The organism is Bacillus sp. Y3 (genome assembly GCF_008123875.1).
GTDB lineage: Bacteria > Bacillota > Bacilli > Bacillales > Bacillaceae > Bacillus > Bacillus altitudinis.
Genome location: NZ_VSSC01000005.1, coordinates 150,990 through 164,873, shown reverse-complemented (window position 1 = coordinate 164,873; position 13,884 = coordinate 150,990). Strand labels below are relative to the sequence as shown.

Here is a 13,884-nt window from a genome sequence, read left to right as displayed (position 1 = left end):
AAAAGGAGAGACAGATATGGCGCGTCATCATTTTCATCTTCAGGCAAGCTGGCCTGGTCTGCGTAACGATGTGGGGACAATCGAATGTGAACAGTTAAAGACGAAGATTTCCATTCCAAAAGAAATGGATGGACCGGGTATTGGAACAAATCCAGATGAGATGCTCCTAGGTGCAGCAGCCACATGCTATATCATTACACTTGCAGCCATGATGGAGCGGAGTCAATTAGAGAAAGAGGATCTATCGATGAGCTCTGAGGCAGTTGTCGATGTGACAAACGGTGTGTTTACATATGAGAAAATCATTCACCGTCCTGTCATCATTCTCAAAGAGTCTGCTACTGCACAGGACATAGAACGAGCTCGTAAGCTTGCACATAAAGCTGAAAGCTCATGTATGATCTCTAGAGCTGTGCAAGGGAATGTCCATATTTCCTTAGAAGAAACCATCAAAGCTGGTTATTAAGATAAAAAAGTCATTTTCTCTTGATTAATGGAGAAAATGACTTTTTTTATGACGTCCATTCGGTTTGATCGAATGGTTCTTTCTTTTGTTTTTTGGATTGATTTAAGACAATGACGCCGCATATGACAAGTGCAAGACCAATAAATCCTTTCATATGAATGGTTTCGTTAAATAGCACGAGGCCCACAAGAGCAGTAAGTGCTGTACCGACCCCAGACCAAGTGGCATATGCAGATGACAGCTCAATTGTTTTGAGTGCCAAACTGAGAAAGGTAAAGGCGCACCCAAATCCGATCAGGACCCCCATACTCGGCAGCACCTGTGTAAAACCTTGCGAAAGCTTCAGCATTGTACTGCCAAAAACCTCTGTCAAAATGGCTCCTGTTAAATAAAGCATTCCTTTCATATCACTTCACATCCTTTAAGACATATTTAATAGTACGACCCCTGAAACAAGCATTGCCATTCCAATAAGTGCTTGACGGTTCAAGGTTTCTTTGAAAAAGAGCACGCCAAAAAAAGCCGTGAGGACGGTACCTACCCCAGACCAAGTGGCGTAAGACATGCTAAGTGGAATGATATTAAGGGTCAATGACAGCATGTAGAAAGCAAGTGTATAGCCAGCGACAACGACAGCGCTAGGTTTAAAGCGTGTGAAACCATTTGATAGTTTCAGCATCGCTGCCCCAATCGCTTCTGAAAAAATGGCGATAGCCAAAAAAAGATATCCGAGGATCATCATCATCCCTCCTCTAAAATGTATAAAATCCGATGAAGTAAAAGGGTTTTTTCCTCTCGATTCAATGGTTCAAGCTGAAACATTTCTGAAAACCATATGCCATCACAGGCAAGACGGATCAATTGGCTAAGTGCAGGGTCATTGATTTCCTCGGCTGCTTTTTCTTTAAATTCCGCATAAAAATGACGCCAAGGATTTAATAACGCTTCATCAAATGACATGGTTGCCAGCATACTTGTACATAGCTGTGTGGTGTTTTGTCTATCAAGATCATTTAATGTGGCCAATATATAGGCACGTACATAGGGCGCCTTTTCGTTTTTGTATGTTTCCTGATACGTGTCAAGCTGCTGACGAAAAGAGGCAACCGCATGCTCATTCATTTGCTGGATCAGGTCTTCTTTGCTTGAAAAATGATACAGTAGCCCAGCTTTGGTCATATTTGCATGTTCTGCCACCTGCTGAAGGGTGAGCTGACTCAATCCTTCTTTTAGAATGGTGTGAGCTGCTGCCTCAAAAATTTGTTCTTTTTTCGTTTTAGACATAAAAAAACACCTACTTTACTGAACGGTCGGTAAAGTAAATGTTAACCTATGAAAAACAAATGTGTCAATCGATTCATTTTATAAGAGGATGTTTTCACTAAATCGTCATATTTAATAATAAGGGTATGGTCCATATGGCGGGTATGGCGGCGGATAAGGATAACCATAGCCATATCCTGGAGCAAGAAGCGACCCAGCTAAAAGCCCTCCAGCAAAACCACCTAAAAATGGCGGTCCAAAAAATCCAGGTCTTCCATAGCCAAAACCAGGGCGCCCAAACCCAAACCCAGGTCTTCCAAAACCAAATCCAGGGCGTCCAAATCCAAAAGGTCTTCTCATCTCATCTTGAACAAACGGTGCGTCAAAATAATTCATAAAAAAAGGCTCCTTTCACATAAAATCACTGTAACTGACATCAGTGTATTCGAGTGGCCCACTTGTGTTTGGGTGAATGCCTAAAATAAGGAGGAATGTAAAAAATGGGCCTGTATCCGTCTGATTGGGCTAAATGTCCACCTCATGCACATGCTTATAAAGCGCGAACGGATGTAACCGAAGAACATTATCATTTAATAGAAGGTATTTCTCAGCCTGTGAATGGAAGCAGTACCGACAGACATACTCATTATTACCGGGGGATCACGTCATTTGAAAGAGGGCATTTTCATAGATATTATGGCGTCACTGGACCTGCTATCCCAAGAGTGGACGGGACGCACTACCATGAAATTGAGGAAGTCACGTTTTCTGCCTATACCGATTCTGTCCCGATTCCATACGGGGGAGTCGTTTACAGTCCAGATGAAGAAAGGCCAACGCATAAGCACCGTTTAAAAGGAAAGACATATGAAGTGGTCGGGAATGAACCACTTGGCTGGTGACGGGAGGATATAGGAGAGAAAGAGAAGTTATGCTATACTGTAGGCAGTTTGTAAAAGAGAGTGATGTTATGAAAAAACAACCAGTGATTGTATTAGTAGGTCCGACGGCTGTCGGAAAAACAAAGCTGAGCATTGATATAGCGAAAGCATTTAATGGAGAAATTATCAGCGGGGACTCCATGCAGATCTATAAAGGGATGGATATTGGCACAGCGAAAATCACCCCTGAAGAAATGAATGGCGTACCGCACCATTTAATCGATATTAAACAACCGGATGAATCGTTTTCTACAGCTGAATTTCAGCAGCTTGTCCGTTTAAAAATCAAAGAGATTGCTGCGAGAGGGAAAATGCCCATGATTGTTGGTGGAACTGGGCTATATATTCAGTCTGTTTTATATGATTACACGTTTACTGATGAGAAAAGTGATCCTGCTTTTAGAGAAGAGATGACGCTGTTTAAGCAGCAGCATGGACCGATCAGGCTGTATGAAAAGCTAAAAGAAGCCGATCCTGACGCTGCAAAAGCGATTCATCCGAATAACGTCCGCCGCGTGATAAGGGCGCTTGAAATCATCCATACAACAGGTCAGAAAATGTCTGATATGCAAAACGGGCATCAAGAAGTTCCTCTTTATGACACTGCCTTCATTGGGCTGAAAATGGACCGAGAGCTTTTGTACGAGCGCATTCATCAAAGAATTGATATGATGTTAGATGAAGGCTTAATTGAAGAAGTGAGCGCACTTTATCAATCTGGTTTGAAAGATTGTCAGTCTGTTCAAGCGATTGGTTATAAAGAGTTGTATGCCTATTTTCAAGGCGATTGCTCACTTGATGAAGCCATCCAGCAATTAAAACAAAATTCCCGCAGATATGCGAAGCGTCAGTTTACGTGGTTCCGTAATAAAATGGATGTCACCTGGTTTGATATGACACCACCTTGCCACTTTTCGGACAAAAAAGAGGAAATTTTCGCATATATAGCAGGAAAGCTTGGACTTAAAGCGAAACTGTAGTTATCAGAATCAAGGAGGACGAAACATGAAACCGATTAATATTCAGGACCAATTTTTGAATCAGATCCGCAAAGACAATACATTTGTCACAGTATTTTTACTGAATGGCTTTCAGCTTCGCGGTCAAGTAAAGGGATTTGACAATTTCACGGTGCTGCTTGAGACAGAAGGGAAGCAGCAGCTTATTTATAAACATGCGATTTCAACATTTGCACCTCAAAAAAATGTAAATCTTGAATTAGAATAAACACCCGTTTTCACCAATAGCCCCATGCAGCTGCGAATAAACCGGCCGAAACCCGCTACGTTTTTTGTCAGTGCAGAGGGGCTATTTTGCATGCCATGAAACTTTTCTGTCCAAGTTGCGTATAAATCCTTATTGGACATTTAAAAGGTGAGGGGATTTATATGGAAAATGCAGAGCTTGAATTGAGAAGGATTCGAGTGATCCTTCTTTTGATTGGAATCGTTGTCTTATTTGGATCATGCGCCATCTCGAACATCGAAACGAGACAAGAAAGTTGGCATAACCATTCTGGTGAGCATGATGGGAGCCATGTTGATGGTCTTTTACCATCATCTGTTGCGCTAAAAAATAATCACATTGCTGTTGTAAAAGATGATGAAGTACATGTATACCGGTTTGATGAAAAAGAAGGAGAGCTGACGCTCATTACGACAAAGTACATAGATGAATGGGATGAGGATGATGGTGATAGTGAAGACTTTGATGAAGAGTAAGCACGTAAATTTACAAATGAATGTGAAGTCGCTACACTATAAACATGCATCAGACATCTAGACAGAAAAGGATGAGTTCATGACACACAAAATTAAAATTAATCATTGGGAACAAACTTGTGAAGATGACTCCTGTTTCGAATATGGAACAAGCGTTTCTGTAAACGGGAAAGAGTTAGTAAGAGAAGCCTCGATCGTCTCTGCGCTTGAAGCGGTGCTGAAAGAATTAGGTGTTGAAGTGGAAATAACAGAAGTGTCAGAAGATTTACAGTGCGATGCCTACAAAAAATAAAACAAAAAGTCTAGTCTACTAAGCGATTTTTTTTCGTGTTATGATAGATTTCGGTTTCAGTTGAATAGGGAGTAGGGCAGTCTATTTTTAGAACCTGCTCTGCTCTATTTATTTGAACGTACGAGTTCGGCTATGAATGTTCGGCCGGGTTGGTTGATTTTTTTCGTTTCGAGCATCTATATGTTGTGTTTTGAAAAAACATAGTATACTATATATAGTGAATAGCGGAATGATCAACAATACTAAAAACTAGGTCGTGATGGAATTGATTCAAATCGTATTTGATTCAAAAACAGGAAATGTTCAACGCTTTTTGGACAAGACCCCTTTTACAGACAAACGAAAATTGACTGGAGAAGAGTTTTTGGATACGCCGTTTATTCTCGTCACCTTTACGACAGGATTTGGACAAGTCCCTGGTACCACTCAGTCATTTTTAGAGAAAAATGCGCACCTTTTACTAGGTGTAGCGGTGAGTGGGAACAAAGTGTGGGGAGATAACTTTGCCAAAAGCGCCGATACGATTTCTAAACAATATCAAGTTCCTATTTTGCACACCTTTGAACTAAGCGGAACAAAAAGGGATGTTGAATTGTTTACACAGGAGGTAGAAAGAATTGTCACAAAATCAGGTTCCAAAGTGGATACAATTAAATAACGAGATTATGATTCAAAAAGAAGGAAAGTTTCAGTTCGACAAGGACAAAGAAGCTGTACATAGTTATTTCGTAGATTATATTAATCAAAACACGGTCTTCTTTCATAATCTAGAAGAGAAGATTGATTACTTAATAGAAAACGACTACTATGAGGAAGAATTTTTAAGACAATACAGCATGTCAGATATTAAAGAAGTATTTGAAGCTGCATATGCCAAGAAATTTAGATTCCCATCATTTATGAGTGCGTTTAAGTTTTACAATGACTATGCACTGAAAACAAATGACAAAAAGAAAATCCTTGAACGCTATGAAGACCGCATTTCAGTTGTGGCTCTTTTCTTTGCGGGCGGAGACAAAAAGAAAGCACTTGAGTTTGTGGAACTGATGATCAACCAAGAGTATCAGCCAAGTACACCAACATTCTTAAACGCAGGCCGTAAAAGACGTGGTGAGCTGGTGAGCTGCTTCTTGCTTGAAGTGAATGACTCATTAAACGATATCTCAAGAGCCATTGATATTTCCATGCAGCTGTCTAAATTAGGCGGCGGCGTCAGCTTGAACCTTTCAAAGCTTCGTGCGAAAGGTGAAGCGATCAAAGATGTAGAAAATGCGACCAAAGGTGTCGTAGGCGTCATGAAACTTCTTGATAATGCATTCCGATATGCAGATCAAATGGGACAAAGACAAGGTTCAGGAAGTGCGTACCTGAATATTTTCCACAGAGATATTAACGATTTCTTAGATACGAAAAAAATCTCTGCGGATGAAGATGTTCGTGTGAAAACACTTTCGATCGGTGTCGTCATCCCAGATAAATTTATCGAGCTTGCTAGAGAAGATAAAACAGCTTATACATTCTATCCTCATACAGTTTATAAAACTTATGGACAGCATCTTGATGAGATGGATATGGAAGAAATGTATGACGAGCTTGTAGAAAACCCGAAAGTCAAAAAAGAAAAAGTCAATCCAAGAAAACTTCTTGAAAAATTAGCTGTTCTGCGCTCGGAATCAGGCTATCCATATATCATGTTCCAAGATAATGTGAATAGAGAGCACGCTCTGAACCATATTTCACGTGTGAAATTCTCAAACCTTTGCTCAGAAGTACTTCAAGCTTCAGAAGTCTCTTCTTACACGGACTATGATCAAGATGATGAGATCGGACTTGATATTTCTTGTAACCTTGGTTCTTTAAATATCATGAACGTGATGAAAAACAAATCCATTGAAAAAACAGTCAAGCTTGCAACGGACTCACTTACACTTGTGTCTGAAACAACAGATATCCGCAATGCACCAGCTGTTAGAAAAGCGAACAAAGCGATGAAATCAATTGGACTTGGTGCGATGAACCTTCATGGGTATTTAGCTCAAAACCAAATCGCTTATGAAAGTGAAGAAGCAAGAGATTTCGCTAATACGTTCTTTATGATGGTGAACTATTACTCCATTAAGCGTTCAAGTGAGCTTGCAAAAGAAAAAGGGGAAACATTCCATCGTTATGAGGGCTCTGGTTATGCAACAGGTGAGTACTTCAATAAATACGTAGAAAATGATTTCACTCCAAAAACAGAAAAAGCGGCTGCGCTATTTGAAGGCATGCACATTCCAACAAAAGAAGATTGGGCAGCACTCAAAGACTTTGTAGCGGAAAATGGCATGTACCATAGCTATCGATTATGTATTGCGCCAACAGGTTCTATTTCGTATGTTCAATCGGCAACAGCTTCTGTAATGCCAATTATGGAACGTATCGAAGAAAGAACATACGGAAACAGCAAAACGTATTATCCAATGCCAGGACTTTCAGCACAAAACTGGTTCTTCTATAAAGAAGCATACGATATGGACATGTTTAAAGTAGTCGATATGATCGCAACCATTCAGCAGCACGTCGATCAAGGAATTAGCTTTACATTATTCCTAAAAGATACGATGACAACGCGTGACTTAAACCGCATCGATCTTTATGCACACCATAAAGGCATTAAGACACTTTATTATGCAAGAACGAAGGATACAGGGCAGGAAGGCTGTCTTTCTTGTGTTGTTTGATTAAAGGAGAGTTTAACGTGACAAAAATTTATGATGCAGCCAACTGGTCAAAACACGAAGATGATTTTACACAAATGTTTTACAACCAAAACGTCAAGCAATTCTGGCTTCCAGAAGAGATTTCCTTAAACGGGGATCTCTTAACATGGAAATATTTAGGTGAAGAAGAGCGAGATACGTACATGAAGGTACTGGCTGGACTGACGTTACTTGATACAGAACAAGGAAATACAGGAATGCCGATAGTGGCTGAACATGTGGACGGTCATCAGCGTAAAGCCGTGTTAAACTTTATGGCCATGATGGAAAATGCCGTGCATGCAAAATCATACTCAAATATCTTCATGACGCTTGCACCGACTGAAACGATTAGTGAAGTATTTGAATGGGTCAAGAAAAATAAATTCTTGCAAAAGAAAGCAGATATGATTGTAGGTCTGTACCGTTCCATTCAAAAGGATGACCCGATTTCCTTATTTAAAGCAATGGTTGCTTCAGTGTATTTAGAAAGCTTCCTATTCTATAGCGGCTTTTACTACCCGCTATATTTCTACGGTCAAGGAAAGCTCATGCAAAGTGGTGAAATCATTAACTTGATTTTGCGCGATGAAGCGATTCACGGTGTGTATGTTGGATTGTTAGCACAAGAAATTTACAACAAACAAACACCTGACGTGCAAAAAGAGCTTTATGATTTCTCTATCGATCTGCTTAATGAGCTTTATGAAAATGAACTTCATTACACTGAGGATATTTATGACCAAGTCAATTTATCGCATGATGTGAAAAAGTTCATTCGTTACAATGCCAATAAAGCGTTAATGAACCTTGGATTTGCCCCTTACTTTGAAGAAGAAGAGATCAACCCAATTGTATTGAACGGACTCAATACAAAAACAAAGTCACATGACTTCTTCTCAATGAAAGGGAACGGCTACAAAAAGGCAACAGTTGAGCCGTTAAAAGATGATGATTTCTTCTTTGGAGATGAATCATAAGGAAAGCGTAAAAGTCAAAACGCATCACTCGTTTTGGCTTTTTGCCATTTCTAACAATGTGTTACATACTGGAGGTTACCGAACATGGGAAAAATGGACGAAATCATTTTAGTTGCACCTCGCGCACGCGTGTTCCAAAACGAAACGCTTGCGTTTAATGGTGTGAATAGTGAAGAGAAAACAATCAGCACCATAATGAAAGAAATCGAAGAGCACTTCGAGCAGATGCGAAGAGGCGATGCAGAAGAAAATCCTGACTTCAAACAGCCGATACCTTATGTCGTTATTAAGCGTGAGGACGAAGTGTATGTATATGAAAGACTTCAAGGCGGGGGAGAGACGCGCTTACATCATAAGTTATCTCTTGGCTTTGGCGGTCATATGAATTTCATTGAAGGAAAAAAATTTGCTGAAATTCTAAAAGAAAATACCGATCGTGAACTGGACGAGGAACTTTCGATTCAAGAAGAAGACAAACTTGAGATGAAAACCCTTGGACTCATTAATGATGATGACAACAGTGTCGGCCGTGTGCACATCGGACTGTTATCAGCCCTTGAATTATCACCAGGTGCTCATGTAGAAGTAAAAGAAACAGATCAAATCTCAGGAAAATGGATGAAAGTAACAGATTTGAAAAAGCCTGAGTACTTCGATCGTCTTGAAACATGGTCTCAATTTGTCGTGAACATTTTAGCATAATTGGATAGACAACAAACCGGCTCTAAAGATGACTTGAGCCGGTTTGTTTTTTAGATTATTGAAAAACGAATGCGTCGTGACCGGCCTGCTTTAATCGAGCGACGAGGTCATCTGCATTTTGCTTTGAACGGAAAGCGCCAGCTTGAACTCGGTACATGCCGCTATCCAGTACGACCAGCGCTTCAAATCCTTTGGATCTGAGTGTAGCTGCTAGTTCATCCGCATTGGCTTTGACTTTGAAAGCCCCTGCTTGCACTTTATATAGGTTACTTGCTTTTTTTTTCAATTGAAGGGCTTTTTCTAATCCAGTGGCATGAGCACGAGCGATCCCTTGAAGGAAAGTAGCGTTACGGAGCTTATTTGCATCAGCTATCGTATCGATGAAACCGTTTTCAGTTAAAATGGCAGACATAGAAGTTTCCCGAAGAACGTGGAAGTTCGCTGTTTTCTTGCCACGGTCGGCAAAATCAACGGAGCGGACAATCTCATCATGAAGAGCATTGCGATACGTGGTGGTTGGTGCTGAAACGCCAGGATACACATAACTTTCAAAACCTGTGCCTCCGCCAGCATTAATATGAATAGACACGAAATAGTCAGCTCCCCAACTGTTTGCCGCATTCGTACGCTGGGATAACGTGACGGATTGGTCAATTGAACGACTTAAGCGGACGGAAACCCCATCATATTCACTAATCAACATATCTCTCAGAAAAAGCGCAATTTGCAGTGTGATATTTTTCTCCAAAAGTCCATTAGCAGCAGCTCCAGAATCTGTTCCTCCGTGGCCAGGATCAATAAAAATTTTCACCATCTATTCATCACCTCGTCTTTATTTTATGAGGAAATAGAAAAATTGCCTGTACAAAATGCGGAAATCATCGAGACTCTTTTTTGCACAATTTGTGATGAAAAAGCGCCATTTTTCTAAGAAAAAACAAATTGTTGGTTTGTCCGCCCGAAATGGATGAATACAATGGAAATAGCACATCATTTCCTGGGAAACCGCACAATCCCCTACAATAACCGGTATCTCGGGTCATTTTGACAGTAAACCGATTCTAGTGCGGGCGATTGTCACGATTACAGCTCCACCCGAATAGATTAAAGAGAGAAGAGCGAGAGGTGAATACGTTGGAGCGAGCTGTCACATATAAAAATAACGGCCAAATCAACATTATACTTAATGGACAGAAGCAAGTATTGGTTGATGCAGATTCAGAGGCAGAATACCTAGAGGCCTTGCAAAAAAATGAGGCCAAACACAGCATCTTACGAGAAATAGAACGAGAAATGAACAGCCTTGTCGGGATGGATGAAATGAAACGAAACATAAAAGAAATTTATGCTTGGATTTTTGTGAATCAAAAAAGACAAGAACAGGGATTAAAGGTAGGAAAGCAAGCGCTTCATATGATGTTTAAAGGAAATCCCGGCACAGGGAAAACAACGGTTGCACGGCTTGTCGGGAAGCTTTTCTTTGAAATGAATGTTCTTTCAAAGGGGCACTTAATTGAAGCAGAACGAGGAGATCTGGTTGGAGAGTACATTGGACATACAGCTCAAAAAACAAGAGATTTGATTAAAAAATCACTAGGCGGCATTTTGTTCATCGATGAAGCCTATTCTCTTGCCCGCGGAGGAGAGAAAGATTTCGGGAAAGAAGCGATTGATACCCTTGTAAAACATATGGAGGATAAGCAGCATGAATTCATCCTCATCTTAGCTGGATACTCCAAGGAAATGGATCATTTTCTTTCTCTAAATCCTGGTCTGCAATCGAGATTTCCGATCAATATCAACTTCCCAGATTATACGGTCGATCAGCTGATGGATATTGCAAAACGAATGATGGCCGATCGGGAATATGTCTTTACCCAAGAGGCAGAATGGAAACTGCGAGACTATTTAATGCACATCAAGAGCACAACGAGCCCTGCCAAATTCAGCAACGGCCGTTTTGTGCGAAACACCATTGAAAAAGCGATCCGAACTCAGGCGATGAGACTGCTTCTTGTGGATCATTATGATAAAAAAGATTTACTTACGATTAAAAGCCATGATCTGCAAATGAAAGAGGATACGCCTTCTTGAAATGGCGTATCCTTTTTGTAAAGAGACAAGAAATTAAACCTTCCGAATGGTGGTATACGTGTGGTGTGTTTGGTATGATGGTACTACTGAAACTTAAGTACAGAAAGGAAACAACTGACGTTGAATGAACATGAAATGATCGAAAAAGCGATCCTTGTCGGCTGTCAACTGCCGCATATAACGGATGAACGCTTTCAATATTCTATGGAAGAATTAGCTTCCTTAACCAAAACAGCTGGCGGTGAAGCTGTCAGCATCATGACGCAAAAAAGAAATAGACAGGACAGCGCGACTTACATCGGAAAAGGGAAAGTGGAAGAGCTTGAAGTGCTTTGCGAGGAGTTAGACTGTGACGTTATTATTTTTAACGACGAGCTTTCGCCTAGCCAGTTAAAAGCTTTGGCGACTGCCTTAGATGTGAAAATCATTGACCGTACGCAATTGATTCTAGACATCTTTGCCAAAAGAGCCCGTACAAGAGAGGGGAAGCTGCAAATAGAGCTTGCCCAGCTTCAGTATGCCTTGCCGAGACTGAGTGGACAAGGGATCAGCCTTTCAAGACAAGGCGGCGGAATTGGCGCAAGAGGTCCAGGTGAAACAAAACTTGAAACAGACAGACGTCATATTCGAAACCGCATACACGAAATTCATGGACAACTGTCTGCAGTCAAAGAACATCGCACGAGATACCGGGAACGACGGAAGAAAAATGGCGTATTCCAAATCGCTATTGTCGGGTACACAAATGCCGGGAAATCAACATTGTTTAACCAGTTAACAGAAGCGGATAGCCATGAAGAAGATTTGCTGTTTGCTACACTTGACCCAATGACGCGTAAAATGACACTTGAATCTGGCTACAGTGTACTGATTTCCGATACAGTTGGTTTTATTCAAGACCTTCCAACCACACTGATTGCAGCATTTCGTTCCACTCTTGAAGAAGTAAAAGAAGCAGACTATTTGCTTCATGTGATCGATTCTTCGAATGAGGATTATGAAGGGCATGAACGAACGGTTCATAAGCTTTTAGAGGAATTAGAAGCTGACCGTATTCCGATGCTGACTGTCTATAACAAAAAAGACCAAATCCGGCCGGATTTTATCCCTTCCTCAAAGCAGCGCCACATTTTAATCAGTGCTAGGCGCGAGGAAGATGTGAAGCGGTTAAAAGCGGATATCATGGCTGAACTGAAAAAAGATTTTTTAAAGCTATATCATGTAAGGATTCCGGCATATGAAGGGAAACTCATATCTGCCTTAAAGTCAGAAACCTTGGTGGAATCACTGGAATTTCAAAAGGAAGCAGAGCTTTATGACATCACTGGATTTAGTGGTGAAGAGCAAACCATATTAGGACAAATCAAGAAGTATATGTTGTAGGAAAGGAATTAAATCACGATGTTTCACACTTTAAAACATGGCACCATTTTAGAAAAAATAGCAGCAGAAGCAGAACAAGACATTTCACAAATACATCAGCAAATTGATCGAAAGAGCGAACAAAATGAGTGGCGGGTTCTTGAAAGCTACCGAAAACATAAAGTCAGCGACTCTCATTTTAACCCGACAACTGGTTATGGCTACGATGATATGGGAAGAGACACGTTAGAAAAGATCTATGCGGATGTATTTGGAGGGGAAAGCGGTCTTGTACGCCCGCAGATCATTTCTGGAACACATGCCATTTCCATCGCCTTATTCGGTGTGCTAAGACCTGGTGATGAATTGATCTACATGACGGGGAAACCTTACGATACCCTAGAAGAGATTGTCGGGATTCGCGGCAAAGAAGGGACAGGCTCATTAAAAGATTTTCAGATCGATTACAAAGCCATTGATTTGCGTCAAGATGGATCTGTCGATTTCGACAAAGTCAAAGAATCTATTTCCCAAAAAACAAAAGTCATCGGGATTCAGCGTTCTAAAGGCTATGCGTCAAGACCATCCTTTACAATAGAAGAAATTGAACAAATGATTTCATTTGTGAAAGACATCAATGATGACATCATTGTGTTTGTTGACAACTGCTATGGTGAATTTACTGAATTACAAGAGCCGTGTCATGTGGGCGCAGACCTTATGGCAGGTTCGCTCATTAAAAACCCAGGCGGCGGCCTTGCTAAAACTGGCGGCTACATTGTCGGTAAAGAAAAATGGGTAGAAGCTTGCTCTTATCGAATGACATCTCCAGGCATCGGCAGTGAAGCGGGTGCATCGCTGTATGCGCTTCAGGAAATGTATCAAGGATTTTTCTTAGCACCGCATGTTGTTGCACAAAGTTTAAAAGGTGCCGTGTTTACAGCGCGTTTTCTTGAAAAACTCGGGTTCCAAACAAACCCGTCGTGGAATGCGAAAAGAACCGACTTGATTCAATCTGTAGAATTTGGAGACCCTAAAAAAATGATTGCATTTTGTCAGGCCATTCAATATGCATCACCGATTAACAGTCATGTCACACCGCATGCGAGCTATATGCCGGGATACGAGGACGATGTGATTATGGCAGCGGGCACATTTGTCCAAGGAGCCAGCATTGAATTATCAGCTGATGGTCCGATTAGACCGCCTTACACAGCCTATGTTCAGGGCGGTCTCACGTACGCCCATGTGAAAAATGCCATTTGCAGTGCTGTAGATGCCTTATTAGAGCAAGGTTTTATTGAAGTGCCTGCTCGATAAAAAAA

Annotated in this window: 18 protein-coding genes; 13 read left to right on the top strand and 5 right to left on the bottom strand. The window is 41.0% G+C overall.

What is annotated here, in order from left to right; all coding sequences use genetic code 11:
• The first annotated feature begins 16 nt into the window (after positions 1-16).
• Positions 17-466, top strand: coding sequence for an OsmC family protein (locus FXF70_RS13170; protein WP_073414211.1), 450 nt, complete (start codon positions 17-19; stop codon positions 464-466).
• A 46-nt stretch (positions 467-512) separates the two neighbouring features.
• Here the strand turns inward: FXF70_RS13170 and erbB are convergent, their stop codons facing one another.
• The 4 genes from erbB to FXF70_RS13150 all read right to left on the bottom strand — a co-directional run bounded on the left by erbB (position 513) and on the right by FXF70_RS13150 (position 2,125).
• Positions 513-872, bottom strand: coding sequence for an SMR family multidrug efflux transporter EbrB (gene erbB, locus FXF70_RS13165; protein WP_017359037.1), 360 nt, complete (start codon positions 870-872; stop codon positions 513-515).
• A gap of 15 nt (positions 873-887) precedes the next feature.
• Positions 888-1,205: an SMR family multidrug efflux transporter EbrA gene (erbA, locus tag FXF70_RS13160; protein WP_017367286.1), complete on the bottom strand. Its 318-nt coding sequence runs from the start codon at positions 1,203-1,205 to the stop codon at positions 888-890.
• A 2-nt stretch (positions 1,206-1,207) separates the two neighbouring features.
• Positions 1,208-1,750, bottom strand: a complete 543-nt coding sequence (locus FXF70_RS13155) for a TetR/AcrR family transcriptional regulator (protein ID WP_148780385.1) — start codon at positions 1,748-1,750, stop codon at positions 1,208-1,210.
• 111 nt (positions 1,751-1,861) lie between these two features.
• Positions 1,862-2,125: a hypothetical protein gene (locus FXF70_RS13150; protein ID WP_017359036.1), complete on the bottom strand. Its 264-nt coding sequence runs from the start codon at positions 2,123-2,125 to the stop codon at positions 1,862-1,864.
• Between the two features lie 104 nt (positions 2,126-2,229).
• Here FXF70_RS13150 and FXF70_RS13145 point away from each other — a divergent pair, with 104 nt between their 5' ends.
• The 9 genes from FXF70_RS13145 (at position 2,230) to FXF70_RS13105 (ending at position 9,103) form a co-directional block, all read left to right on the top strand.
• Positions 2,230-2,631 (top strand): YmaF family protein, encoded by a 402-nt coding sequence (locus FXF70_RS13145; RefSeq protein WP_007499437.1) that lies wholly within the window; start codon positions 2,230-2,232, stop codon positions 2,629-2,631.
• 68 nt (positions 2,632-2,699) lie between these two features.
• Positions 2,700-3,650 carry a tRNA (adenosine(37)-N6)-dimethylallyltransferase MiaA gene (miaA, locus tag FXF70_RS13140; RefSeq protein WP_148780384.1) on the top strand — a complete coding sequence of 317 codons (951 nt, stop codon included), beginning with the start codon at positions 2,700-2,702 and terminating at the stop codon, positions 3,648-3,650.
• A 25-nt stretch (positions 3,651-3,675) separates the two neighbouring features.
• The gene (gene hfq / locus FXF70_RS13135; RefSeq protein ID WP_003211269.1) at positions 3,676-3,897 is read left to right on the top strand and encodes an RNA chaperone Hfq; all 222 of its coding nucleotides are present in this window, start codon (positions 3,676-3,678) and stop codon (positions 3,895-3,897) included.
• 161 nt (positions 3,898-4,058) lie between these two features.
• Positions 4,059-4,391: a YmzC family protein gene (locus FXF70_RS13130; RefSeq protein ID WP_025207367.1), complete on the top strand. Its 333-nt coding sequence runs from the start codon at positions 4,059-4,061 to the stop codon at positions 4,389-4,391.
• A gap of 79 nt (positions 4,392-4,470) precedes the next feature.
• The gene (locus tag FXF70_RS13125; protein ID WP_003212415.1) at positions 4,471-4,683 is read left to right on the top strand and encodes a hypothetical protein; all 213 of its coding nucleotides are present in this window, start codon (positions 4,471-4,473) and stop codon (positions 4,681-4,683) included.
• 265 nt (positions 4,684-4,948) lie between these two features.
• A complete protein-coding gene (gene nrdI, locus FXF70_RS13120) occupies positions 4,949-5,341 on the top strand; it encodes a class Ib ribonucleoside-diphosphate reductase assembly flavoprotein NrdI (protein ID WP_017359034.1) in 393 nt (130 codons plus the stop codon).
• Entirely contained in the window at positions 5,301-7,403 is a 2,103-nt protein-coding gene (nrdE, locus tag FXF70_RS13115; protein ID WP_019743850.1) for a class 1b ribonucleoside-diphosphate reductase subunit alpha, read from the top strand. The genes nrdI and nrdE overlap by 41 nt, the downstream gene beginning before the upstream one ends.
• A 17-nt stretch (positions 7,404-7,420) precedes the next feature.
• On the top strand, positions 7,421-8,401 hold the full coding sequence (gene nrdF, locus FXF70_RS13110; RefSeq protein WP_008344010.1) for a class 1b ribonucleoside-diphosphate reductase subunit beta: 981 nt from the start codon (positions 7,421-7,423) through the stop codon (positions 8,399-8,401).
• 84 nt (positions 8,402-8,485) lie between these two features.
• Positions 8,486-9,103, top strand: coding sequence for a hypothetical protein (locus tag FXF70_RS13105; RefSeq protein ID WP_046343578.1), 618 nt, complete (start codon positions 8,486-8,488; stop codon positions 9,101-9,103).
• Positions 9,104-9,158: 55 nt separating this feature from the next.
• On the opposite strand, the gene FXF70_RS13100 is transcribed toward FXF70_RS13105, so the two are convergent.
• On the bottom strand, positions 9,159-9,917 hold the full coding sequence (locus FXF70_RS13100) for an N-acetylmuramoyl-L-alanine amidase (RefSeq protein WP_060832344.1): 759 nt from the start codon (positions 9,915-9,917) through the stop codon (positions 9,159-9,161).
• A 320-nt stretch (positions 9,918-10,237) separates the two neighbouring features.
• On the opposite strand from FXF70_RS13100, the gene spoVK reads away from it, so the two are divergent.
• From spoVK to FXF70_RS13085, 3 genes are all read left to right on the top strand, one after another.
• Positions 10,238-11,197, top strand: coding sequence for a stage V sporulation protein K (gene spoVK / locus FXF70_RS13095; protein WP_008344008.1), 960 nt, complete (start codon positions 10,238-10,240; stop codon positions 11,195-11,197).
• A gap of 120 nt (positions 11,198-11,317) precedes the next feature.
• Positions 11,318-12,580: a GTPase HflX gene (gene hflX / locus FXF70_RS13090; RefSeq protein ID WP_206428008.1), complete on the top strand. Its 1,263-nt coding sequence runs from the start codon at positions 11,318-11,320 to the stop codon at positions 12,578-12,580.
• Positions 12,581-12,598: 18 nt separating this feature from the next.
• Positions 12,599-13,879 carry a methionine gamma-lyase family protein gene (locus FXF70_RS13085; protein WP_125588825.1) on the top strand — a complete coding sequence of 427 codons (1,281 nt, stop codon included), beginning with the start codon at positions 12,599-12,601 and terminating at the stop codon, positions 13,877-13,879.
• The last annotated feature ends 5 nt before the right edge of the window (positions 13,880-13,884 follow it).